Source organism: Nostoc sp. (assembly GCF_036917535.1).
Taxonomy (GTDB): domain Bacteria; phylum Cyanobacteriota; class Cyanobacteriia; order Cyanobacteriales; family Nostocaceae; genus Nostoc.
In genome coordinates this window covers 14,292-39,560 of record NZ_JBALDA010000032.1, presented here as the reverse complement: position 1 = coordinate 39,560, position 25,269 = coordinate 14,292, and the positions used below count along the sequence as shown (strand labels likewise).

Here is a 25,269-nt window from a genome sequence, read left to right as displayed (position 1 = left end):
GGGGTAACTCCTATTAGTAATTCGCCCATCTCATCATCTATTTTGAGGAATATTATCTACTATCTTTAGTCTGGCAATAATTGATAACAGCTTGAGCGATCGCTTCATTACCATCCTCAGCAATTGGTTCATATTGCTTTGGTGGTTGAGGTAACTCACCTAGAAAATTCCAAGTCCCTTGAAAAAACTTAGATGGAGTGATGATTTGATGCTGGTTATAATTAGTTATGCCTTCTAGTAGAAAAGTTGCTTCGGCAAACTCCTGGCGCGGGATGGGATGGTAACAATCGGCACTCCTAATAGTGTGGCTTCAAAAAAAGTACTGTAACCAGGCTTAGAAACGACTCGCCCACAAATAGGCATCATTGCATTCTGCCACTACGAAAACAGCGTCAATTGCCTACTACCCTTTAATGACAGCACTGTACTGAATGTGATTGACTTTAGTCTAAAGTCCAGTATAATTAATATCTACCTATAAGATTTCATCGCTTCAAGTGCCGACTTTGACGAGGTTTTTATGAATATACACGCCGACATACCAGACTATTATGATTTATTATTTCAATATATTTACACTGACTACCACGATGAGGTTGTTAGATCTCTGTTTCCTATAATTAAAGACTTTAATAACATACTAGAGATAGGAATAGGTACAGGTTTAGTTGCAGAAAGAGTTTTAAAACTAAAACCGAATTGTAACTTTACAGGAATTGATATTTCTCAACCAATGTTAAATACAGCAAAAAAACGACTAGAAAATAAAATTAAATTAGTCGAATGTGATGTTCTTAATATGCAACTGGAAGAGAGTTTTGATCTAGCTTATTCAAATAGCGGCGTTTGGTTTTTTCTAGATACAAATACTGACAATGAATACTTACTATGTAGTTCTATTAATAGCATTGAGAATAATATAATAGCATTAAGACGTGTTGCTGAACATCTCAAAATGAATGGTTTATTGGTTCTGAGTGCTCAAGGTATGCATATAGATAAGATAGACAAATTGCCAGGAGACATAATCCGTCAAATCAAAGTTTCAAAAACAGATACAGGCGTTAAGAAGCAGTATATGTGGATTAGGGAAAGCAATGGTGAAATAATCAGCGATAAAACTGTTGATTTGTTAATTCTTGATAGCAATCAAACAAAACAATTGATGGAAGAGTCTGGATTTAAACAGATTGGCATAGAAGGGAATAAAAAACTTATCAAAAACTTTTTACTGTCAAAGTTTCATATTTACCAGAAACGTTAATAAATAATTGTTTTGTCCAAAACCTGCAAATACAGCAATTTGTGAAATTTGTTCAATGCTCAGGGTAAACGCATCTAAATAATGACGAATTGCTACACATTAGTCATATCTTTCTTAACAAAAGAGTGAAGTGTAGAAAGTGGATATAGCAGTAGTTTTGGAAATTGAAGTCAAGAATCGAGAAGTTGGCGATTCGGGTAAAAGCCAAGGCGAACGTATCTAAATATAGATTATAGCAACTTTTAGGATTATCTATATTATTTTGAAATCTTTTTTAGTTTTTATTAGTAAATAAGATGTGTTTGCCCTGGGGTAAGTCCTGTTAGTAATTCACCAATCTCATCTATTCTGAGGAATATTATCTACTATCTTTTAATGACAGCACTGTACTGAATGTGATTGACTTTAGTCTAAAGTCCAGTATAATTAATATCTACTTATAATATTTATTCGCTTTAAGTGCCGACTTTGACGAGGTTTCTATGGATATATACGATGCCGACAGAGCAAACTATTATGATTTATTATTTCAATATATTTGCACTGACTACCACGATGAGGTCGTTAAATCTCTGTTTCCTATAATTAGAGATTCTAATAACATACTAGAGATAGGAGTAGGCACAGGTCTAGTAGCAGAAAGAGTCTTAAAACTAAAACCGAATTGTAACTTTACAGGAATTGACATTTCTAAACAAATGTTAGATTTAGCAAAAAAGCGACTAGGAAATAAAATTAAATTAGTCGAATCTGATGTTCTTGATATGCAACTAGAAGAGAGTTTTGATCTAGCTTATTCAAATAGCGGTGTTTGGTATTTTCTAGATACAAATACTGACAATGATACTGACAATGAATACTTACTATGTAGTCATATTAATAGTATTGAGAATAATGTAATAGCATTAAGGCGTATTGCTGAACATCTCAAAATGAATGGTCTATTGGTTCTGAGTGCTCAAGGTATGCATACAGATAATGTAAACAAATTGCCAGGAGACATAATCTATCAGGTCAAAGTTTCAAAAACAGATACAGGCATTAAGAGGCAGTATACAGTGATCAGGGAAAACAATGGTGAAATAATTAGTGATACAATTGCTGATTATTTAATTCTTGATAGCAATCAAACAAAACAATTGATGGAAGAGTCTGGATTTGAACAAATTGGTATAGAAGGAAATAAAAAACTTGGCAAAAACTTTTTCCTGTCAAAGTTTCATATTTACCAGAAACGTTAACAAATAATTGTTTTGTCCAAAATCTGCAAACACAGCAATTTGTGAAATTTGTTCAATGCTCAGGGTAAACGCATCTAAATAATGACGAATGGCTACGCATTAATCACATCTTTCTTAACAAAAGAGTGAAAGTGTAGAAAATAGATATAGCAGTAGTTTTGGAAATTGAAGTCAAGAATCGAGAAGTAGGCGATTCAGGTAAAAGCCAGGACGAACGCATCTAAATACAGATTATAGCAACTTTTAGGATTATCTATATTATTTTGAAATCTTTTTTAGTTTTTATTAGTAAATAAGATGTGTTTGCCCTGGGGGTAAGTCCTGTTAGTAATTCACCAATCTCATCTATTCTGAGGAATATTATTTACTATCTTTAGTCTGGCAATAATTGATAACAGCTTGAGCGATCGCTTCATTACCATCCTTAGCAATTGATTGAGATTGCTTTGGTAGTTGGGGTAACTCATAAAGAAAATTCCAAGTACCTTGAAAAAATTCAGATGGGGTAATAATTTGATGCTGATTATAATCGGTTATACCTTTTAGGATAATAGTTGCTTCGGCAAAGTCTTCACGTGGTATGGTGACAATTGGTACTCCTAGTATCGTGGCTTCAGAAAAAGTACTGTAACCAGGTTTAGAGATGACTCGCCCACAAATAGGCATAAAATCTACAGGGCGGTATTTGTGGTCATTAATTTTCACTAAATTAGGTAAATTAGGGGCAGATTGATCGAATACGATAAATTGCCAATCTGGAAATCGCTGTATGTTCTCATAAGGAATTTGCTGTAAACCCAACCCGCCAAAGGTCAACAAAATAGTTTTTTCGACTGGTGCAGTTATTCTCCAAAGAGAACGTAAATTATCAGCACAGTAACGGGGAGAACCGCCTGTTAAGCCGACATCTGTGATATTGTTAAAAGCTGGCATTGCTTCGTGGAAAGGGAGACGAAATAGGCGATCGCACTTTGAATACCAATCACTAATCCAATCTGCAACTGCGGTAAATTCACCTCCCCAATCTCGGTAAATAAAGTCCCAACCAAAGTTACTTATCATCCAGCAGGGAATATTTGCAGCTTTGGCAAACCCAGGAGCAAGGAAAGGAATATCTGCCAAGATAAGATTAACGCGATTTTGGCGGATAAAATTCACTTCTGAGGCAATCAGCGAATTTTGATGCTTCTTAATATCTAGCAACTTTTCTAAAGTCGCTGCTTTATCCATTGTCAAACTATCTGTTTGCACCACACCCAAATCAAATGCACGGGGACGATAAATAAAATCGCCTTCTATATAGCACTCTAGCAGCCAGCGTGGGGCAGTACTCACCAGAATTAGCAGAACTTCTGGACATAATTTTTGAATAGTTGCGGCTATAGATGCCGTGCGGGTAGCGTGACCAAAGCCGTGGTTTGTGATGGCTAAATATAAGATTGGGCGTTCCATTTTCAAGTTAGGAGTTAGGAGTTAAGATTTAAAATCATAATTCCCAGACTGATAACTTATAACTCCTAATTTTTAACTATTTTTGCAAAAATTTTGAATCGTCTCAACCAATAGGTCGATTTCCGATTCTAAAGTAAAGTAATGAACGCTAGTGCGTATACAGCTAGGAGCGGCAATTGTCCGAGTTAATATCCTTTGTGAGTCTAAAAATTGTACCAACTTCAAATGAGCTTGAGGCTGATTATTTGCAAGCTGGAAGGAGACTATACCGCTTTCGGGTGGGGAAGTTCGCAAACATTTAATATCGGATAACGCCGTCAATTGTCGCCAAAGGTACTCACTGTTATGGCAAATTTGCTCGTAACGTTCCTGTGACGTTCCCCATTGCTGATGAATTGCGATCGCTTCTTTTAACCCAAGATACAACGGATAAGCTAATGTAGATACTTCGTATCGTCGCCCATCTGGAAGCCAATTTACAGGCTGAGATTGACTATCCACAACAATGCCATTCAAACCAATAAACGTAGGTTTCAGGCTTTCTCGTGCTTCTGGTCGGACATACAAACCACCAGCACCTGTTGGGCCACATAACCATTTGTGACCAGTGAAAGCATAAAAATCTACTCCCAATTCAGTTAAGTTTAAAGGTAATAAACCAGCAGATTGGGCAGCATCTATTAATAGTGCAGAATGATTATTTCTACATACTTCTGCAATTTTGTCAAGAGGTAAAACTTGACCAGTATTCCAGAAAACATGACTCAATATTACTAGGCGGGTATTGGAGCGCAAATGCTGGGCAATGATGTTTACAGGGTCGCCCTCATTTAAAGTTGCTTTTAGGGGACAAGTGGTAACTTCCACAGCAAATCTCCGCGAGATTTCCCCAGCTGTAGCAATTACGCCTGGATGTTCGCAGTCTGAGAGCAGTAGATGGTCGCCAGCACGCCACTCTATGCCCCACATGGCAATATTACAGCCAATAGTGACATTCTGCGTAAGAGTAATTGTTTGGCTTGGTGCATTTAACTCCAAAGCGATCGCTTCTCTTGCGGCTTGAGTCTGCGGTGCTATCCAGCGATACGCCTCATTACCAAAGGGGCCTATTTGCTGAACATAAGCTTGAGTTTGGGCGATCGCATCCATTGCCCCTTGGGGCATCGGCCCTTGTCCCCCATAGTTAAAATAAGCCTTATTCCCCAAAGCGGGAAATTGCTCTCGATGGTGATGCAGCTTGATTGGTGATGCAGAAATACTAGTCATAATTCACAAGAGATATCTGCTGTTTGCAGGCTATTGATATTCAGACGATCCCAATCACAAAGATTGAATGCTGGAATTTGTAGATCAAGTAGGGATTCTAACCCTTTCTCCAGAGTGTGACACACTTACAGATAAGACACGGCTCATGTTGTTTTGTCATCTAACCTTGTAATAATGGACAAACTGTGGTTTTTTATCACTCTCTTTTAGTTGTAATTTGGGGCAAAAGCAAACGCTTGTGCTGTTTACGTCAATAGCTAGCTGTTGACAGTATAAAATAAACGACAAATTAAACGTAAACGCGTTGGCGTAGCCCACCGAAGGTATCGCCACTTCCAGATTTTAATTGTCAGATTTACTCCCAGATTGTGCTAATTCTTGTTAACTTAAAAGGATGCTAATCAATGCTGAACTCCTACTGCAATACCAACGCTGTAAACGCCGACCTTTTCTAGATATCCACGGTGACAAAAGTCAGCGCGATGCTCCTAATGAGTTGCTACAGAAATTGCAACAGGACAAAATCGCTCATCAGTTGAGTGCTATAGCACAATGGACTTATCATCAACCAGATTATCCTTATGGAAACTGGGAAAAGGGAGAGAAAGCAACTTTAGAATTGATGCAGCGTGGGGTTGAGTACATCTACAAAGGAGTACTGTTAGCAAATTATTCTGAAGCAGACACTCTGCTAAGTCGTCCAGATTTACTCGTCAAACAACCGGGAAAATCCAATTTTGGAGATTGGATCTACGTTCCGGCTAGTATTGAACTGGGTAAGCGCCCTAAGCAAGAGTATCAGGTTGTCGCTGCATTTCATGCCCAAGTGTTGACAGCAGTGCAGGGAGTTGCACCTGAAACAGCTTTGCTGATATTGCGAACCAAAAATACGAATTATGCAGTGGATCTGTGCAAATGGACACCACGAATGCAGCAGATTTTGGATGAGTTTATTCAAGTTTTAGAGTTACCGAATCCGCCAGAGGTGTTTATCTCTCGCCAAAAGTGCAATTTTTGCCATTGGTATAGTGAATGTTATGCGATCGCTCAATCTGAAAAACATCTCTCACTGCTACCAGGTGTAACACCCCTTCGCTACACTCAACTCCAAGCTTTAAACATTACCACACTGGAATCTCTTGCTAATACCAGTCCCAGCAGCTTAGAAAACCTACTTGGTTTTGACAGCCAAGTAGCGCCAAAATTGGTAGTGCAAGCTCAATCTGCACTAGAAAAACGACCGTTTATTTTACCCTACCCGCTACCAACAGAAGATATTACATTCACAGCGCCCATAGAGCTTTATTTTGATATTGAAGCCCAGCCAGACTTAGATTTAGATTATCTCTTAGGAGTTTTGGTTGTTAATAGACAAGCTAATACAGAACAATTTTATTCCTTTTTAGCAGACAAACCAGAAGACGAAGAATTAGTTTGGCAGCAATTTTTGGATTTGGTTTGGCAATATCCCGAAGCGCCAATTTATCATTTTTGTGTCTACGAGTTTGATACAGTCAAACGGTTGGCAAAACTTTACGGCACTCCACATTCCTTAGTGCGTCCTGTACTGAATCGATTTGTGGATGTGTATGAACAATTAACCCAAAGTGTAGCATTGCCCGTAGAAAGCTATGCCTTGAAAGCGATCGCTCGTTGGATAGGATTTGAGTGGCGCGATCAAGAAGCCAGTGGTGCTAAATGTATTTACTGGTACGATCAATGGTTAGAAACAGGCGATCGCACCTTACTAGAAATTATCCAACGCTACAACGAAGATGACTGCCGCGCCACTCGCAAAGTAAAAGATTGGCTTGTCAACTTTTTCCAAGATGAATATGATTTACGATTAGCTTAAGTAATTTATTATTTTTTAAAGGTTTTCAAATTAAAAATACGTTTGGGAAAGTCTAAGTAAGGGAAACATCTGTTCAGACTTACCATAAAGTTAAAAAAGCATGATTGAGCGGGATTTTCAGGCTTGTATCTGTTAAATTATTTTTTATTTAATTAATATTATTTTTAGGAGCGTCTAAATGGGTATTTATATAAACTTTAATATTAAAAAAACTTATGTATATAATTAAAAAACATTTTGCATTTCCACGAATCATTTACTTTTTGATTCCAATTATAATTATTAACCTTGTATTCACAAACTTCCCTTCAAACAGTGTTGAAATCAGTAGTATAAAATTTATTGGAGAAGCCACCCTCCCGAAAGGTTTAATCTTTCAAAAAACTAAAGTCGGAGGTTTATCTGGAATTGCATATAATGCCAAAAATAACCTTTATTACGCTATTACCGACGATCGTGGTCAAAAAGCTGCCGTTCGTTTCTACACCTTGAAAATCGACCTGAGCAAAGGTTTACTAAAAAAAGATGGAATTATTCCAGTCAGTGTTACCACATTATTAAATAAAAATGGTCAAATATTTCGCCCTGGTGAAACTGATACAGAAGATATTGCATTAACTAATAAACTAACTATATTTATTTCTTCTGAAGGCGACGCTGCAAAATTAATTAATCCTTTTATTAAAGAGTTCTCACTATCTTCTGGCAAAGAAATTTTCACACTTCCCCTCCCAAACAAATTTTTACCAGATAAAACTAATCAAAAAGGTATCCGCAACAATTTAGCTTTTGAAAGCCTCACCATCACACCCGATAACAAACATTTATTCACAGCCACCGAAAATGCTCTAATTCAAGACGGTGTCGCAGCTAAACCTAATATAGGTAGTCCTTGCCGAATTTTGCAATACAACTTGCTCAACAATCAACCAGAAAAGGAATTTCTTTACGAAACTGAACCAGTTACACCATTTTTGAATCTAATTGGCAAATTCGCTAGTGGATTACCCGATTTACTTGCTCTTGATAATCAAGGACACTTCTTAAGTTTAGAAAGGTCTTTTACTGGTTTAGGATTTGCTATTTCCCTGTTTCAGGTTTCTTTAGAAGGAGCCGATGATATTCATAATATTGATAGTCTTTTAGCAGTTGACTTTAAAAATATTAAACCAGTTAAGAAAAAACTGCTGTTAGATTTGAGAAAACTAGATATACTGCTAGACAACATCGAAGGCTTAACTTTTGGCCCAAAACTGCCGAATGGTCAACAATCATTAATTCTCATCAGTGATAATAATTTTAACTCCCTGCAACGCACCCAGATACTAGCCTTTCAAATTAAAATTGAAACTCCACTAATTAAATTATTACGCCGTTTACTCCCGAATATTAACCTTTAACCGTATAGAGATAAAGGTGCATAGGCGTAGCCCGTTGTAGACATCGCGGCTTGACTACTGTTTAGTTATTTCTGATTATTCCTGTGTATTCACGGAATCTACTAAGTAACTTTATCTAGCTTATTTATAGTTTACGTGTAATTTCTCAACCGTACTTATTAATAAATATGTTACACAATGTTTAGTAGCTTTTGCAGAGAGCTTAACCATATTTACAGCATATAATTAATTTTCTCAAAATTCGGATATTTCTTAGATTTGAATTTAATAATTAAGTAGACTTAATTAAAGTATTTTGCCAATAAAAATTTTTATAAATGATTTTTATGTCAGAAAATAAAATTGAGAATATGGTAGGGCAAAAAGCAGAATTAGATGATTATATCGGGCAATTTTTAAACAATCGCTATTTAATCAGAGATTTGATTGGCAAAGGGGGGATGGGTAAAGTTTATCTAGCGGAAGATACTGCTAAAGGCGGTATGCAGATCGCAATCAAAATCTTGTCACTTAGTTTGTCAAATCAACAAATGTGTCAACGTTTTGCCAGAGAGATTTTTATTGGCGCTCAATTGGGTCGCAAAAGTAAACATATTGTTCGCATTTTAAGTTATGGAGTTACTGAGGATAAAACTCCATTTTATGTAATGGAATGCCTCCAAGGAAAAAACCTCAAACAAATTCTGAAAATTCAGCCTTTAACAATATCGAAGTTTTTAGAAATTTGTAATCAAATTTGTTTAGGCTTACAATGTGCCCACCAAGGTATCAGCCTTAAAGGAGAGATTTATCCTATTGTTCACAGAGATATTAAACCAGAAAATATATTTCTTGCTGAAGATAGTAAAAAAGGTGAAATTGTTAAAATACTAGATTTTGGTATTGCCAAGTTTTTAACAGAGCGAAGTGGGATGACCCTAACAGATTCTTTTATTGGCAGTTTGCCTTACTGTTCTCCAGAACACATGGAAGGGCGTAAACTGCTAGACGTCCGGTCTGATATTTATAGTTTGGGAGTACTAATGTTTGAGATGCTGACAGGGAAACATCCATTTCAAACAAAAAATAACTCTTTTGGTACTTGGTATCAAGCCCATCGCTTTCAAATGCCACCTACAGTTGAAGAAGTAAATCCGCAAGTTAAAATACCGGAAATATTAGAAAAAATATTGATGAGTTGTTTAGCTAAAGAAGTAAGCGATCGCCCTCAGAACATCAACCAAATATTAGAAGATTTAGACAAAGTTAACGCTCAAGTTAATGATGTTATTCCTAGTAATAGCAATGACATTCTTAAAGTCTCACTTCCAGTTCAATTAGTACCCGCAACTTTATTATCAGAAAAAGAGTGTTTGCACAAAAGTTGGCCTAAAAATAAACCAATTGCGCCAATTGGATTTCCTCATTTACTACAAACTCTTCAAAGACCTATACCAACTTTTTGGGCAATGTTGCCTAAACAAGAGATTGCAAAATTTTTAGATAAAATACATGGTACTGAATTTATTAGTAAAATGAATGTATACCCAATGCTACTGTGGGTAACAGTACTATATGATGTTCAACCTTCTACGACTAAGTGGTTACCTTATTTTCTGGATCTAAAAGATAATAAGGGTAAAAAAATAGCGCGTAGTTTAGCAGAAGTAGGCTATTATCATTTACTATTTTTCCCCTTAGAAGATCCAACTCATTGCTCTCATGTAACGACTTTAAATATTACGGCTAAACAGCGTCAACAACTTGTAGATTGGTTAGATATGAGTCAACAGTCAAATGAATTAATTTTACCTAGTCAAGCCAAAGATCTTCTAAAAACAGAGTACGAAAAGCTGAAGTCAAACATATTACAAAACTTAGCCACACATCCAAAATCTGAGACAGACGGTTTAAAAACTTGGATGACTAAATTCTTGGAAATATTTTTAAAACTGCTATTACGTCGTTGAAAGTCTGCTATCAAAATCAAAATACTTGTCACCATTACCTCATAATATTTTTATATATTTATTGCTAACTTTAAATGGACTCAGCATCAGAGGTGAACAAAGTGAATCAGAGCTTATTTACATCTCCAAGTAGTACGGGCTTGCTTGCCAATCGTTATCAACTCAAGCAATTAATTGGCAGCGGTGGCATGGGTGAAGTTTTTTTAGCAAATGATATTTTGTTAGGAGGTATACCAGTTGCTATCAAGTTTTTGACTCAAACTGTTGTTAATACCAAGATGCAACAAGACTTTGCTCGTGAAGCTTTAATGAGTGCAGCCTTAAGTCAAAAAAGCGTACATATAGTGCGGGCGTATGATTATGGTGTGAATGAGAAAGGAAAACCATACTACGTTATGGAATATCTATGTGGCAAGAATTTAAAGGATTTAATTCCGCTACCTCTGTCCATGTTTTTGACTCTCTCTCGTCAAATTTGTTTGGGCTTACAGTGTGCCCATCAAGGTATTAACATTGATGGCAAAATTTGTCCATTGGTTCATCGAGATATCAAGCCTGCCAATATATTAGTTATTCCCGATCCGATATTGGGCCAGTTAGTTAAAATTCTTGATTTTGGTATTGCTAGATTTTTGAATTATGCATCAACTGCTAGTACAAGTAGCGGATTTAATGGCACTTTACCCTACTGTTCTCCAGAACAGCTGGATGGGGAAAAACTAGATAGTCGCTCTGATATTTATAGCCTGGGTGTGATGATGTTTGAGATGCTTACAGACAAAAAACCTTGGCAACCAGAAACTGATTACTTTGGTGCTTGGTATAAAGCACATCACTTTGAAACACCAAAAACGATCACAGATGTTAAACCTACTCTTAAAATACCTCACAAGCTAAGTAATTTAATTATGGCTTGTCTGGCTAAAAAAGCCAGCGATCGCCCTCAAAATATTGCTGAAGTTTTACAAGTTTTAAATAGTTTAGAACAGTCTAATTGTGCTAGTTTTCCTACAAATTTCACCTCTAACTCCATCCTTGGCAGTCCCTTAAATTCTGCATTACCAATCACTGTAGAACAAAGCTATCGGCAGCTTTTGTGGCCTCAAAATAAACCAATTCAAGAAATTGTTTTTCCCCAGCTTCTAGACACTCCAAAAGGATCTATAACAGCGCTATGGTTGATGTTGTCTAAACAAGAAATCAAAAACTATGCGGTTTCTACCCGTTATAACCAGTTTGTCTTTGTGACATCCCCTCACCCAATGTTGTTGTGGGTAACTGCACTCTATAATCGACAATTCGCTCCTAAGTGGCTACCGTGCTACTTAGATATGCAAAACCCCCAAAATCTGAGGATGGTAAGTTTCCTGGCTGAAAATGAACAATATCCTTTGATTTTCTTTACTTTGGAAGCACCACATTCCTGCATCAAGGTTCTTAGCAGTCGCATTGAGTCAACTCAGCGGCAAATGTTGAAAACCTGGGTGCAACAGAGCCATAGTCTACCACCCGCTTCTCAACCCCAATTGAGCAAACAACTATTGAAACAACAGTATAAACAAATCCAATCTCGAATATTGCAACATTTGGAATCAGAGCCACAGGTTGTATTATCACAGTCTTTTTAACAAATAATTCGTACCTGGGAGATAGAGAGCAAAAACAATTCCTAATTCTTAACTCCAAAACACTTGACAAGTAGAAGAAAAATTGTGATAATAGAAAAGTTGCCATAACAAGGGACTGTAGTTCAATTGGTTAGAGCACCGCCCTGTCACGGCGGAAGTTGCGGGTTCGAGCCCCGTCAGTCCCGTTCTAAATTTAGAAGTAGCATATCACCGAACTTAGATGATATTTAATTTTGAATTAGCCAAAGAGGCTAATTGAGAGTCTAAATATAAGCTACATTTATCATGCTTTGCGAAAGAGAGAATAAACTGTGACTGTTAGAGTCCGTATTGCGCCGAGTCCAACTGGAAATTTACATATTGGTACAGCTAGAACGGCTGTATTCAACTGGTTATTTGCCCGTCACCACGGCGGGAAGTTTATACTGCGAGTAGAAGATACAGATTTAGAGCGATCGCGTCCCGAATACACCGACAATATTCTTGAAGGATTGCGTTGGCTAGGACTTAACTGGGATGAAGGGCCATTTTTTCAATCCCAACGCCTGGATCTTTATAAAGAAGCAGTAAAAAAACTGCTAGATCAAGGATTAGCCTATCGGTGCTACACCACTTCCGAAGAACTAGAAGCTCTCCGAGAAGCCCAAAAAGCTAGAGGCGAAGCACCTCGCTATGACAACCGTCACCGCAACCTCACGCCAGAACAACGCGCCGCCTTTGAAGCAGAAGGTCGCTCCTCTGTGATTCGCTTCAAAATCGAAGATGGGCAAGAAATTGTCTGGAATGATCTAGTAAGGGGAAAGATGTCTTGGCGAGGCAGCGATTTAGGTGGTGATATGGTCATTGCCCGCGCCTCAGAAGAAGGTAGCGGTCAACCTTTATACAACTTTGTCGTTGTAGTAGATGACATCGATATGCAAATCACCCATGTCATTCGTGGAGAAGACCACATCGCCAACACCGCCAAGCAAATTCTGCTGTATGAAGCAATGGGTGCAAAAATTCCAGAGTTTGCCCATACGCCATTGATTTTGAATATGGAAGGGCGCAAGCTTTCTAAGCGAGATGGCGTAACTTCCATTTCTGACTTTAAGCAAATGGGCTTTACTGCTGAAGGCTTGGTAAATTACATGACATTGCTGGGTTGGTCGCCACCAGACTCGACGCAAGAAATATTTACTTTAGAAACAGCAGCTAAAGAATTTGGTTTTGAGCGTGTAAATAAAGCTGGGGCAAAGTTTGACTGGGACAAACTGGATTGGTTGAACAGTCAGTATATCCACAACACGCCAGTAGACAAACTCACAGATTTACTCATACCCTTTTGGGAAGCGGCTGGCTATAAATTTGATGGGGGAAGAGAACGCCCCTGGTTAGAACAACTAGTAACTCTAATTAGCCAGAGTTTAACTCGCCTGGTAGATGGAGTCGCTCAAAGCCAACTGTTTTTTAGCGATACAGTTGAATTTAGCGATGAAGGCAGTACACAACTTAAGCAAGAAGGTTCTACTGCTGTCCTTGAAGGGATTGTCACAGCTTTAGAAAATCAGCCGCAATTGTCAGAAGCCGCCGCCCAGGACATTATTAAACAAGTGGTGAAAGAGCAAAAAGTCAAAAAAGGCTTAGTAATGCGATCGCTTAGAGCAGCTTTAACTGGAGATGTTCATGGCCCCGACTTAATCCAATCTTGGTTACTACTAAATCAGATTGGTTTAGATAAGCCGCGCTTGAGTCGAGCTATAACGGAAGCTAAGTAGCGATTACTTCCAGATTTTAGAAATATTTTAGATTTTCGGGGCGCACAAATGTGTGCCCCTATTCATAAGGTAAAGCAATTATGGAAACAAGAAATCATTGACTAATTACTAATGAATTATTCTCAATTTCATATCTAAAATAGTTAGTCAATTCTCCTCATGTTGGGAACTTGGTGTGTAAAATTCATGTCTTCAAAAACACTTAGAAGCGAACATAATTACAATGCCGACAAAAGCGCTCAATAGAGGGATGAGATTATCGTTCATGATAGTTACGCTCTTTATCACATCGACAGTCAATGCTGCGGTTGATGCTCAGGAAGCGCCAACGATATTTGGAGATCTCACCATTAGCCCTCAGTTTTCACCAGACCCCCTGACAGTTCGCGGGATGAGTGGTGGCTCAATATCTGGAAGTCAAGTAGGTGGGAGAAGCGAAACAGCCACTGGCCCTTGTACCGGATTTGTGGATGAAACACCAGACCACACATTAGCGTTAACAAGTAAATTTGACTACCTGAAGTTGCAAGTGCAAAGTCCCGAAGACACCACTATGATTATCAAAGGGCCTGGTGGTACTTGGTGCAATGACGATTTTGATGGCAAAAATGCTGGCATTGTTGGTGAATGGCTACCTGGAAGTTACCAAATTTGGGTTGGTTCTTACGAAAAAGGCAAGTATCTTCCTTACACTCTAAAAATTACAGAAGTAAAGTAGGGCATTGGGCATGGAGAAGAGGACAAGGGGACTCTTGAGAATTGGAGACTCTTGAGAAGTCTGAGCACTGGCTTCCAGCGTTGGTGCAGCCTGCTGTAGGCATCAGAACTTCTCCTAAGGGAGACGCGCAAGGGACGGAGGAAAAACTTGTTGCAAGTTCTCACCTCTTGTCACCTTGTCACCTTGTCTCCCTTGCTCCTCTGCTCCCCTGCTCCCCTGCTCCCTTGTCTCCCTAGTCTCAAGTCCACAGTCCCCAGTCTCCACAATCATTATTGAGAGCGGCTTAAACGATACGAGGAGCATTTTGGAGAAATTCTCTGTGTCTTTGCATCTCGTTGCGTTCCCTTTTCTCGTGCGATATTGTATTAAAATTAAGTTAACTTTGATTAAGATTCTTGTTGGCATCGCCATAATGCTCTAATTGCCTTATGGCAGTGCATATAAGAGATCAAATTAAACAAAATGGATTTATAAACATCCGTTTAACGGCTTAAAGTGACGAAGTGATGAACTTAGGTTACTAAAGCTAACAAGTTGTATAGGCATCTAGAGGCAAATTAAAATGAAATTCTCTTGGAAAGTCGCAGCACTCTGGACGTTGCCGGCTTTGGTAATTGGCTTTTTCTTTTGGCAAGGGGCGTTTGCAAGCGCGCCTGCCGACATGAGTAAGAATGCAGCCAATACCCGCATGACTTACGGTCGCTTTCTAGAATACTTGAACAGCGATCGCGTCAGCAGTGTGGATCTATATGAAGGCGGTAGGACAGCAATTATAGAAGCCCGCGATCCAGACCTGGAAAATCGTGTCCAAAGGTGGCGTGTGGATTTGCCTGTTAACGCTCCTGAGTTAATTAGCAAGCTCAAAGAGAAAGCCATTAGTTTTGATGCTCACCCCATGCGGAATGATGGCGCAATTTGGGGATTGTTGGGCAATCTCATCTTTCCAGTTTTATTGATTACTGGGCTGTTCTTTTTGTTCCGACGTTCTAGTAACCTCCCCGGCGGCCCAGGTCAAGCAATGAACTTCGGCAAATCCAAAGCACGTTTCCAAATGGAGGCAAAAACCGGCGTCAAATTTGATGATGTAGCCGGAATCGAAGAAGCTAAGGAAGAACTACAAGAAGTCGTCACCTTCCTCAAGCAGCCAGAAAGATTTACGGCTGTGGGCGCACGGATTCCCAAGGGAGTGCTGTTAGTTGGGCCTCCTGGAACTGGTAAAACTTTATTAGCAAAAGCGATCGCTGGCGAAGCAGGCGTACCTTTCTTCAGTATTTCCGGTTCGGAATTTGTAGAAATGTTCGTTGGTGTGGGTGCATCCCGCGTCCGCGACTTATTCAAGAAAGCTAAAGATAATGCCCCTTGTATCATCTTCATCGATGAAATCGACGCCGTAGGACGGCAACGGGGTGCTGGTATCGGCGGCGGTAACGACGAGAGAGAGCAAACCCTCAACCAATTGCTCACCGAAATGGACGGGTTTGAAGGTAACACAGGCATCATTATTATTGCTGCTACCAACCGTCCCGACGTACTAGACTCAGCCTTATTGCGTCCTGGTCGCTTTGACCGCCAAGTAACAGTTGATGCACCCGATATCAAAGGGCGTTTGGAAATCTTGCAAGTGCATGCGCGGAATAAGAAATTAGACACTAGTGTATCTTTGGATGCGATCGCTCGCCGCACTCCTGGATTTACTGGTGCTGATTTAGCCAACTTACTCAACGAAGCAGCAATTCTCACTGCTAGAAGACGTAAAGAAGCGATCACCCTTCGTGAAATTGATGATGCGGTGGATCGGGTAGTAGCTGGGATGGAAGGCACTCCTTTGGTAGATAGCAAGAGCAAGCGCCTAATTGCTTACCACGAAATCGGACATGCTTTAGTTGGGACTTTGTTAAAAGACCATGACGCAGTGCAAAAAGTTACCTTAATTCCACGGGGACAAGCACAGGGTTTAACTTGGTTTACACCCGACGAAGAACAGGGGTTAATTTCCCGTTCTCAGTTGAAAGCCAGGATTACTGGTGCTTTGGGTGGTCGCGCCGCTGAAGAGGTGATTTTTGGGGCTGCGGAAGTTACAACTGGCGCTGGTGGCGACTTACAGCAACTATCGGGAATGGCCCGGCAGATGGTGACTCGTTTCGGGATGTCTGACTTAGGCCCACTGTCGTTAGAAAGCCAGCAGGGAGAAGTATTCTTGGGTCGTGACTGGACAACCCGATCTGAGTATTCCGAATCCATTGCTTCCCGCATTGATGGACAAGTTAGGGAAATTGTTGAGCACTGCTACGACAATGCTAAGAAGATCATCCGTGACCATCGTACTGTCACTGATCGCTTAGTAGATTTGCTCATTGAAAAGGAAACCATTGACGGCGAAGAATTCCGCCAGATTGTAGCTGAGTACGCTGAAGTACCTGAGAAGCAACAGTACGTACCGCAACTGTAATAGTTGACTCTTTTCTGGATACTATCAGGAAAAGAGTGAAGTAACAAGAAGTAAAATGAGGATGGTATACGGCATCCTCATTTTTTTGCAATTTTTTAGTGTTAGGAAGATTCTAATTTTAAAATTCTCAAAATTTATAAACCCATAAACTCTACAACCAACCTTGTTTTTTCAACTTAGCTAGCGCATCTTCCGCAGCAGCTTTTTCTGCATCTTTTTTATTGCGTCCCTTACCTTCTCCATAAATTTTTTCATCCACCAATACTTTAGCTATGAATTCTGGTGCATGAGAAGGGCCTCCTATTTGGTCTGTGAAATATTTGGGAGGATTTGGAGTAACATTGCGTTGCACCCATTCTTGAAAGCGATTTTTTGAATCTACATTAGAACGAGGTACAATTATATGCTTAGGATCTACAGAATCAAATAGTGGTTCTATAATTGCGCGAACTATTTCAATATTGGACTGATTATCCAAATAGTAAGCACCAAGAACTGCTTCAAAGGTGCTACTGAGCAAATTAGGATTTTGGTAGCCTCCATCTCGAATTGCGCCTTTTCCTAGCCGCATCCTAAAGTCTAAACCTACCTCTTCAGCAAACTTTGCTAATTGCTTTTCATCTACAAGCGCCGAACGCCGTCGGGTTAATTCATCTTCTCCCATTTCTGGATGACGACCATAGAGATATTCGCCACTTAAGAAATTTAGCAAAGCGTCACCAAGAAACTCTAGGCGTTCATTGTGTTCGCCTTCTCCGGGGTTTTCATGGACATAAGAACGGTGGGTAAGCGCACGGCGTAGAAGTTTTTCATCATGAAATATTATAAGTTTGTGCATTTTAATGTCTACTTTCTGTGATATTTAAATGGAAAAGGTAGGCAAGATGCCCACCTTACAAAATAAAAGCCTAGTACAATTGAAGCAATAACTAGAAATAGTTAAGCTTTTTGATTACAGGGGGGATACAGACTGTTTCCACGAGAATTGTTACATGGAAAGCAAGAAAGCCGTAAGTTTTCAAAAGAATCAGAACCACCACGACTCTGAGGTAAAAGGTGATCAAACGTCAGATTTGTTTGTGCTAAATATTGACGACACCACCAACAGGAATTACCGTACAAATTAATAAGTTGCTGTTTCTTCTTGCGCTTCTGTTTAGAATTCATTTGCTTGATTTTCCATTTTGCTTTCGTATGCAACAGCATTGGAATATCACGTATCTAACATTAACAAGTTTCTCTTGAGGAAAATTATCAAAAATGAATCTTCCTCTATGAAAAAATTGCTACCGTCGCTTTCGTTTGGTTTAAGTCTCAGCAGTAGAACTCCCAGTTTCCTAGCAAGTTTCGCGTCATACCTTCCCCTGAATATTCATCCAAACATCTTGTCTTCCCATTGAAAGTCCAGTCAATCAGTTGACCTGACATTGGACTCAATATTCAGCCGAAGGAACAACACGAAGCTCGGCAGGAAACTAGGAATTCTGCTGCTGAGACAACACCAAAAACCTGCGCTTTAGAGTGCGGTTATTTTGCTGTCTTAAGTACATAATTTCATATCTGATGCCGCATTGTCAATATGATTACTTATGAAGATTTCGTAAAAGCATAAACGCATAGCGGCTTGTCGTAAGACATCGCCTGTTATCCATCAACTTTAAGAATCATTTATGGTATTTTTTCAAAATCACCATTTTTTACTTAATAAATAGTTTACAGTTGACTTTGGGCGATCGCACTATACAAAATACCTAAAATTTTCTTAATATCCTTAATATAATATTCACTCAAATCAATTGAAACTACATTACCTTCAAGCTTGAGAAATTGCCAGATTGTACCGATAGTAACAGCACCATATATAGCTTTGATTTGATTTCCACCTCTCTCGTTAAATAATTGAGCAGCTACCATTTCAGCAATACATTGCGCTAAACCAGACCTCAAGTTCTCATTCTTACTTTCTACTAGGACAACTACCGGACTACGTACAAGCAACTGTTCCGAAGAAAGACTCAAAATAAAATCACAAAATCCGTTTAATCCTCGCTGGCTATCAACAGTAAAATCAATTCCAGAAAACAAACTTATTTCATAATTAAATTTACGTCTAATTTCTAATAAAATCGGACTTATTATCATTTCACTTCGAGCTTTCTCCGAACTTATTGCTACCGCTAAATCAACATTTTCTTTAAGTATAGTAGATAATAAATCACTGCTTTCTTGCTCCTGCACAGTCGCAAATAGTCCAGATGACTCGTGGATAACTAACCCAAAATAATCAATAATCTCAATAAGTTTGAAATCACTATAAGCCATAAAACTTACTCCCTGGTCTTATGACTGAATCTTATCTCATTGCTATAGCAAAGCTTAAAAATTCAGTTTGGGCGGAAACACCCTCACTAAATCAAGAGATAAATCTGGAAAGCAAGGAAAATTTATTACTTGATTCGATAAAATAATTCGCTTATTTAAATAACCATATTTACCTTGAATATTCTGATAGACTTCACTGTAAGCTTCCAAATAATTATCAAATAAATTGAATATCCAATAATCAGTAATACCTGCTTGAGCATAAAGAGGTATTTTCACAAGTTGGTCATAATCTAGAGAAGAATCTGAAACCTCCATCACTAATAACACATCATCAGGTTGAGGATGACCAGGCAGATAATTATCATCTCGATTTTGAAGAATAGCAAAATCAGGTTCAGGTTCACTATTCGGTGGCAAAGCAATCGGAGCTTGAGATTGCAAGGTTGCCCTATCACCTACAATTTTCGGAAGTTCGCGCAACAAGTTCCGCAAACAAGTTTCATGGGCTGTACCTTTGGATGCCATTTCCATAATTTCCCCGCTGATTAATTCAATGTGGTCATCTTCATGGAAAAAGCCCAATTCAATAAGCCTGTGGTATTCAGCTAGTGTGAAGCGTTTAGCCTGGGCAATATTCATAAATCTTCCTCCCAAGGGAAATATGATCGTGATAACCGCCCACCAGAGGCGATCGCACTTATATTCTAAATGTGTCAGAAATTGGTATGCTAAAGGCCGAGACTCGCTATGAAAGCAAACAATGCCTGCGCCTACTATCAATCCCACCATCAGTGCTTTTCCCTTGACAGCCGTAGTCGGTCAAGAAGCAATAAAATTAGCCTTGTTGTTAGCAGCAGTCGATCCTGGTTTGGGAGGAGTAGCGATCGCAGGTCGTCGCGGTACGGCAAAATCTGTAATGGCTCGTGCTATCCACGCTCTACTACCGCCGATTGAAGTTGTCAAAGGTTCAATCAGTAATTGTGACCCCAACTACCCAGATGATTGGGATGATCAACTTTTGGCGGAGTACGCACACAAAGATATTCAAGATGTGCCTGTCGAAATCATTCCCGCGCCTTTTTTGCAAATTCCTCTAGGTATCACCGAAGACCGACTCCTCGGTTCCGTGGATGTGGAAAAGTCGGTAAAACAAGGTGATACTATTTTTCAACCCGGTTTACTCGCTACAGCAAACCGGGGTGTACTGTACGTAGATGAAATTAATTTATTAGATGACCAAATATCAAATCAGCTTTTAACAGTATTATCTGAGGGACGCAACCAGATTGAACGGGAAGGAATTAGTTTTCAGCATCCGTGTAAATCCCTATTTATTGCTACCTACAATCCAGAAGAAGGCGGATTACGGGAGCATTTGCTAGATAGAATTGCGATCGCACTTTCTGCTGACGGTGTACTCGGCTTAGATCAAAGAGTAGCAGCAGTTGATCAAGCGATCGCTTATTCTAAATCTCCCCAAGATTTTCTTGAGCAGTACAACGAAGATTTAGACGCTCTCAAAACCCAAATCATCTTAGCGCGGGAATGGTTGAAAGAAGTAACTATCACCCATGAGCAAATTGTTTATCTGGTAGATGAGGCAATTCGTGGCGGAGTTCAGGGACATCGCGCCGAGTTATTCGCCACGCGGGTTGCCAAGGCGGCGGCGGCTTTGGAGGGACGAACAACAGTGAATGCCGAAGATTTGCGCCGTGCTGTGGAATTAGTGATTGTACCACGCGCCACAATTGTGCAGACACCACCACCAGAACAACAAGCACCACCTCCGCCTCCGCCTCCACCACAGAATCAAGAAGAACCACCAGACGAATCAGAAGAGGAAGAAGAACAAGAAGAACAGGAACAAAATCAAGAGCAAGAACCCCCAAGTATCCCGGAAGAGTTTATCTTTGATCCGGAAGGGGTAATTCTTGATGACAGCGTGCTTTACTTTACTCAAATGGCGAAGCGGCAAGGTAAATCTGGTAGTCGCAGTGTCATCTTTTCTGATGACAGGGGACGCTACATTAAGCCGATGTTACCCAAGGGGAAAGTGCGACGCATTGCAGTAGATGCCACCCTTAGAGCAGCGGCTCCTTATCAAAAAGCACGAAGAGAAAGACACCCAGATAGAAAAGTTATTGTCAAACAGCCTGATATTCGCTCGAAACGCCTAGTACGCAAAGCAGGGGCGTTGGTAGTATTTGTGGTAGATGCTTCTGGCTCAATGGCCTTGAATCGAATGCAATCGGCTAAAGGTGCGGTGATGCAACTGTTGACAGAAGCTTATCAAAACCGCGACCAAATAGCATTAATTCCCTTCCGAGGAGAACAGGCAGAGGTATTATTACCTCCAACACGTTCTATTGCTTTGGCGCGTAACCGTTTGGAAAGGTTGCCTTGTGGTGGGGGTTCGCCCTTAGCGCATGGTTTAACCCAAGCTGTGCGCGTCGGCTTAAATGCTCAGATGAGTGGAGATATTGGGCAAGTTGTCCTTGTAGCAATCACCGATGGGCGAGGTAATATTCCCTTAGCGCGTTCTTTGGGTGAAGAGCTAGAACCAGGAGAAAAGCCAGATATCAAAGGAGAATTATTAGAAATTGCTGCGAGAATCCGGGCTTTGGGTATGCAACTATTAGTAATTGATACAGAAAGTAAATTTGTATCCACTGGTTTTGCTAAGGAATTATCGCAAACAGCAGGCGGTAAATATTATCATTTGCCGAAAGCAACAGACCAAGCTATTGCTGCCATGACCAAAGGTGCGATCGCTGATTTAAAATCTAGATAATTAGTCATTGGTCATTGGATTTTTGACTCAGCACAACTACGATCCAGTGGGCATTACCTGTGGTTGTAAATAACAAATCAAATCTTGAATTCCCTTTTGCAGATAGCGCGTTACTGTCATTGGACTAGTACCAATATTTTTAGCAGCATCCTTGCGAGAAAGTTCCTTCAAGAATACCATTTCAACTGCCATACGGGGCTTTTCTTCTAACATATTTATTGCGCCTTGCAGTTGTTGGCGTTCTTCTTCTTGTTGCAGAAACACATGAGAACGAGGACAAGGAAGTGCCTCACCCAAGGTTATTTGGCAATCAACATAGTTAACTGCGGTTGCATCTAAACTCAAAGGCATCCGGTTTTGAGCAGCTAATTTGGTTTCTTGCCACTCTTGTACAGATACCCGAAGGTGGCTGGCAATTTCAGCATCCTTGGGCGGGCGACCTAAAGATATTGATAAGTCCTTGCGAATCTTTTGTCCTTCATTATATAATTCTTGCCAACGACGAGGAATTTTTAATAAAGTACTGCGATCGCGCAAAAAGTGCAGCATCTCACCGCGAATATATGGCACTGCAAAGGAACTAAAAGCATATCCTTGGCTAGGATCGAAACGCTCAATAGCCCTAATCAAACCAAAATACCCAATTTGCTCTAAATCTTCATAAGGTTCATTACATTGATGGCTAAATTTATGAGCCATCTTCCGCACTAAGCCAGTATGTAACTGTACAAGTTTATTACGAAGTTTAATAGAAGGATTCTGGTGGTACAAGTGTAATAATTCTATACCATCAGTTCGTAAAGAGGACTCACTTGCTGCCATATACATTCCTTTGTTGTAACTCCTATTTCTAATAAAATGGAGTTGCGTATATTTTCTTCTAAGCTGTCATTATTTTCGTTAGTCAAGGCAGAATAAGCCATCGTCGTTTTACTGAACTTATCAGGGGTCGAACTCCACAATTCAGTATTTGTACGCATAACTTTGTGAACTTCTCTGTTACAGGTGATTTTTGCTTTTTATATAACTGTTAAATAGTAAATAATCTTTAGCTTTTGCAACAAAAATTAGCTATTTATGCTGAAAAATGCATAACTGACCTAATAGCCATCTGTCATACTGAGAGCAACGTGAATCGCTACTGAATTAATCGCAAAAGAGACTAGGTAATTTTGTCTCTTAGTACGCACCGTCATTAATAAAGGTCGAAAATCCAAATTGAAAGTTGGGTTGATGAACAAAACCTAAACTACAAAAAATAGAATTCCAACTCATTACTATGGAGATTTGTACTTAGTTAGGTATTTATGGACATTTCCATTCAATATTGCTAGAGTGAAAACTTTAGCAATATTGAATGGAAATATAAAAACAGTTTATAACAATGAAAACTGCTAAACATTGTCCGCAAAGTTTGCTGGGTATTCATTAATGAGGAGCGTTTGCGAAAAGTGCACTATCGGTGTGATAGAACAGAAACCTTTGTAGTTTTTTCAGATGAAAATGAAGACTTTTTGCAGAGATATAATTGTGTGCAAACAACTAGAACCAAAACTTCAGGATGTGCACTTGCACCTATTTAGAAAAAGTTAAGGGTTTATTTTCTAACAAAAATCACTGAAATCAATGTTTAGAAAAAAACTTTATTATTTATAAATTTTAGATTATTATCTTATAAAATTAATGGAAGCTTAATAGTACTAATTAATATATCTTCTTTTTATGTGTAGGTTATAGCAAATATCAAAAGCTGATTTGTTACCCATTACATAGTATTGAATTCGACGCTTAATAATATTTTTAAGTCGAAAAACAAAATCAAAAACAAAGTATGGATTGTTTATTAATTCTATTAATACTGTTAGCAACTTACCTTCTTTTATAGGCATTACTACTTGATAATAAGCTAAATTTTTATTATAGATCGCAAGGTTATAAGACAGAGCACGGATTAAAGCTGGATTTGTTTTCACAACTTCTTGTTCCATAAAAGAATTAGTAGCGCTCAAGCGTTGATTTAGAGATGACAATTTATTTTGGCGTACAAGAGAAATAGGACGTGAACGGTAAAAATAATAGGGTTTTGGTACAAGAAAAAAGCGAGCACCATTAATCAAAAATTTCATATCAAGCCAAAAGTCCTCAGCTATGCTGAGGGTTTCATCGTACAAAATGCCGTGCTTAACCATAAATTCTCGTTTGAATAGAGGTTTGCTTAAACCAAGATGTAACCCTGGTTTTCCATAGACATCAGTTTCTACAAAATAAACAATGTCAATTGGGATAATTTTATCTATACTTTCTCCACTTTCTTGAATCAATGTACTCCAAGGATATGTTGAACCATCTCTGATGAGATAAAGATCATCAGCAATCATGTCTGCATTTACTTCATCTGCTAGAGAAACAAGATTGTTCAATCTTTCGGGAACATACCAATCATCTGAATCAAGTACAGCAATCCATTCTCCTTGGGCTGCTCTGATAGCACTATTACGTGCAGCAGAAACCCCAAAGTTTTGTTGATTAACCATTACTTTGAGACGTTGATCAGTAAAACTTTTAGCGATTTCTAGAGTTTTATCACTTGAACCATCATCTATGATGATAACTTCAATATCATCGAGCGTTTGCTCTAAAGCTGACTCTATTGCTTTCGCAATATAAGCTTCAGTATTGTAAGCAGGGATAATGACTGAGACTTTAGGATTCACGAAGCTAAAACTCCAAACTATAAGGTTAGTTAAAAATGCATTTATACAATTCAATATCTTTGCCAAAAATAAGGGTTCGTTTAACTTTTGATAAAATAGTTAAAAACAAGCTTAACTATATTTTTAGGCAAAAGCCAAACCCCATTTAATGTGGCAGGACAGTATAAATTACTTTTACAAAAATCAATACCTTCGACAATTTACGAGCCTTGATATAGAACAAACCTGAGATTTTACACGCTTTTTTTTTTCGGATGACAAAAAGCTGAGCCAATAAAATCATGCGTTTATCTAGATTTTTTCTATTTCAATCCTCGCAAATTGGTGAAGGTATTGATTGAATATTGCATTTTGTCTTGACACAACTATGAAAAAGTCATGTCAAAATTGTGACAAAATTACATGAATTTAACTGATGACGGGTTTTTCGTAGATTCCAATACGATGTATTTTAACAAGT

At 38.9% G+C, this 25,269-nt stretch carries 19 protein-coding genes, 1 tRNA gene and 1 pseudogene; 11 read left to right on the top strand and 10 right to left on the bottom strand.

What is annotated here, in order from left to right:
• Positions 1 to 52 precede the first annotated feature (52 nt).
• Positions 53 to 363: pseudogene (locus V7K56_RS10075) on the bottom strand (glycosyl transferase); the annotation flags it as partial.
• Between the two features lie 157 nt (positions 364 to 520).
• On the opposite strand from V7K56_RS10075, the gene V7K56_RS10070 reads away from it, so the two are divergent.
• Both V7K56_RS10070 and V7K56_RS10065 read left to right on the top strand, forming a co-directional pair.
• Positions 521 to 1,264 (top strand): class I SAM-dependent methyltransferase, encoded by a 744-nt coding sequence (locus V7K56_RS10070; protein ID WP_334910021.1) that lies wholly within the window; start codon positions 521 to 523, stop codon positions 1,262 to 1,264.
• A gap of 482 nt (positions 1,265 to 1,746) precedes the next feature.
• The gene (locus V7K56_RS10065; protein WP_334910019.1) at positions 1,747 to 2,505 is read left to right on the top strand and encodes a class I SAM-dependent methyltransferase; all 759 of its coding nucleotides are present in this window, start codon (positions 1,747 to 1,749) and stop codon (positions 2,503 to 2,505) included.
• A 360-nt stretch (positions 2,506 to 2,865) separates the two neighbouring features.
• Here V7K56_RS10065 and V7K56_RS10060 read toward each other — a convergent pair whose 3' ends face one another.
• Together V7K56_RS10060 and V7K56_RS10055 are read right to left on the bottom strand one after the other, a co-directional pair.
• Complete coding sequence (locus V7K56_RS10060; protein WP_334910017.1) at positions 2,866 to 3,957, bottom strand: glycosyl transferase; 1,092 nt, start codon at positions 3,955 to 3,957, stop codon at positions 2,866 to 2,868.
• 72 nt (positions 3,958 to 4,029) lie between these two features.
• Entirely contained in the window at positions 4,030 to 5,223 is a 1,194-nt protein-coding gene (locus V7K56_RS10055) for an aminotransferase class V-fold PLP-dependent enzyme (RefSeq protein WP_334910015.1), read from the bottom strand.
• Between the two features lie 394 nt (positions 5,224 to 5,617).
• Here V7K56_RS10055 and V7K56_RS10050 point away from each other — a divergent pair, with 394 nt between their 5' ends.
• The 8 genes from V7K56_RS10050 (at position 5,618) to ftsH2 (ending at position 16,979) form a co-directional block, all read left to right on the top strand.
• Positions 5,618 to 7,078: a TM0106 family RecB-like putative nuclease gene (locus V7K56_RS10050; protein WP_334910013.1), complete on the top strand. Its 1,461-nt coding sequence runs from the start codon at positions 5,618 to 5,620 to the stop codon at positions 7,076 to 7,078.
• Positions 7,079 to 7,293: 215 nt separating this feature from the next.
• Positions 7,294 to 8,478, top strand: a complete 1,185-nt coding sequence (locus V7K56_RS10045) for an esterase-like activity of phytase family protein (RefSeq protein ID WP_334910011.1) — start codon at positions 7,294 to 7,296, stop codon at positions 8,476 to 8,478.
• Between the two features lie 326 nt (positions 8,479 to 8,804).
• A complete protein-coding gene (locus V7K56_RS10040; protein WP_334910009.1) occupies positions 8,805 to 10,427 on the top strand; it encodes a serine/threonine protein kinase in 1,623 nt (540 codons plus the stop codon).
• Between the two features lie 101 nt (positions 10,428 to 10,528).
• Positions 10,529 to 12,055, top strand: coding sequence for a serine/threonine protein kinase (locus V7K56_RS10035; protein ID WP_334910007.1), 1,527 nt, complete (start codon positions 10,529 to 10,531; stop codon positions 12,053 to 12,055).
• A 111-nt stretch (positions 12,056 to 12,166) separates the two neighbouring features.
• Positions 12,167 to 12,240: transfer RNA gene (locus V7K56_RS10030), tRNA-Asp, on the top strand.
• 126 nt (positions 12,241 to 12,366) lie between these two features.
• Positions 12,367 to 13,812 carry a glutamate--tRNA ligase gene (gltX, locus tag V7K56_RS10025; protein ID WP_334910005.1) on the top strand — a complete coding sequence of 482 codons (1,446 nt, stop codon included), beginning with the start codon at positions 12,367 to 12,369 and terminating at the stop codon, positions 13,810 to 13,812.
• A gap of 223 nt (positions 13,813 to 14,035) precedes the next feature.
• Complete coding sequence (locus tag V7K56_RS10020) at positions 14,036 to 14,530, top strand: hypothetical protein (RefSeq protein ID WP_334910003.1); 495 nt, start codon at positions 14,036 to 14,038, stop codon at positions 14,528 to 14,530.
• Positions 14,531 to 15,092: 562 nt separating this feature from the next.
• The gene (gene ftsH2 / locus V7K56_RS10015; protein ID WP_334910001.1) at positions 15,093 to 16,979 is read left to right on the top strand and encodes an ATP-dependent zinc metalloprotease FtsH2; all 1,887 of its coding nucleotides are present in this window, start codon (positions 15,093 to 15,095) and stop codon (positions 16,977 to 16,979) included.
• Between the two features lie 151 nt (positions 16,980 to 17,130).
• Here the strand turns inward: ftsH2 and rnc are convergent, their stop codons facing one another.
• From rnc to V7K56_RS09995, 4 genes are all read right to left on the bottom strand, one after another.
• Positions 17,131 to 17,817 (bottom strand): ribonuclease III, encoded by a 687-nt coding sequence (gene rnc, locus V7K56_RS10010; RefSeq protein ID WP_334909999.1) that lies wholly within the window; start codon positions 17,815 to 17,817, stop codon positions 17,131 to 17,133.
• Positions 17,818 to 17,918: 101 nt separating this feature from the next.
• On the bottom strand, positions 17,919 to 18,146 hold the full coding sequence (locus tag V7K56_RS10005) for an HNH endonuclease (RefSeq protein WP_334909997.1): 228 nt from the start codon (positions 18,144 to 18,146) through the stop codon (positions 17,919 to 17,921).
• 546 nt (positions 18,147 to 18,692) lie between these two features.
• Positions 18,693 to 19,301, bottom strand: coding sequence for a hypothetical protein (locus V7K56_RS10000; protein ID WP_334909995.1), 609 nt, complete (start codon positions 19,299 to 19,301; stop codon positions 18,693 to 18,695).
• A gap of 54 nt (positions 19,302 to 19,355) precedes the next feature.
• Complete coding sequence (locus V7K56_RS09995; RefSeq protein ID WP_334910134.1) at positions 19,356 to 19,943, bottom strand: Uma2 family endonuclease; 588 nt, start codon at positions 19,941 to 19,943, stop codon at positions 19,356 to 19,358.
• 121 nt (positions 19,944 to 20,064) lie between these two features.
• Here V7K56_RS09995 and bchD point away from each other — a divergent pair, with 121 nt between their 5' ends.
• Complete coding sequence (bchD, locus tag V7K56_RS09990) at positions 20,065 to 22,095, top strand: magnesium chelatase ATPase subunit D (protein WP_334909993.1); 2,031 nt, start codon at positions 20,065 to 20,067, stop codon at positions 22,093 to 22,095.
• Positions 22,096 to 22,131: 36 nt separating this feature from the next.
• Here the strand turns inward: bchD and V7K56_RS09985 are convergent, their stop codons facing one another.
• The 3 genes from V7K56_RS09985 to V7K56_RS09975 form a co-directional block, all read right to left on the bottom strand.
• Positions 22,132 to 22,917: an RNA polymerase sigma factor SigF gene (locus V7K56_RS09985; protein ID WP_334909991.1), complete on the bottom strand. Its 786-nt coding sequence runs from the start codon at positions 22,915 to 22,917 to the stop codon at positions 22,132 to 22,134.
• Positions 22,878 to 23,075 (bottom strand): hypothetical protein, encoded by a 198-nt coding sequence (locus V7K56_RS09980; RefSeq protein WP_334909989.1) that lies wholly within the window; start codon positions 23,073 to 23,075, stop codon positions 22,878 to 22,880. Before V7K56_RS09980 ends, V7K56_RS09985 begins: the two co-directional genes overlap by 40 nt.
• A gap of 720 nt (positions 23,076 to 23,795) precedes the next feature.
• Positions 23,796 to 24,809, bottom strand: a complete 1,014-nt coding sequence (locus V7K56_RS09975; RefSeq protein WP_334909987.1) for a glycosyltransferase family 2 protein — start codon at positions 24,807 to 24,809, stop codon at positions 23,796 to 23,798.
• Between the last annotated feature and the right edge of the window lie 460 nt (positions 24,810 to 25,269).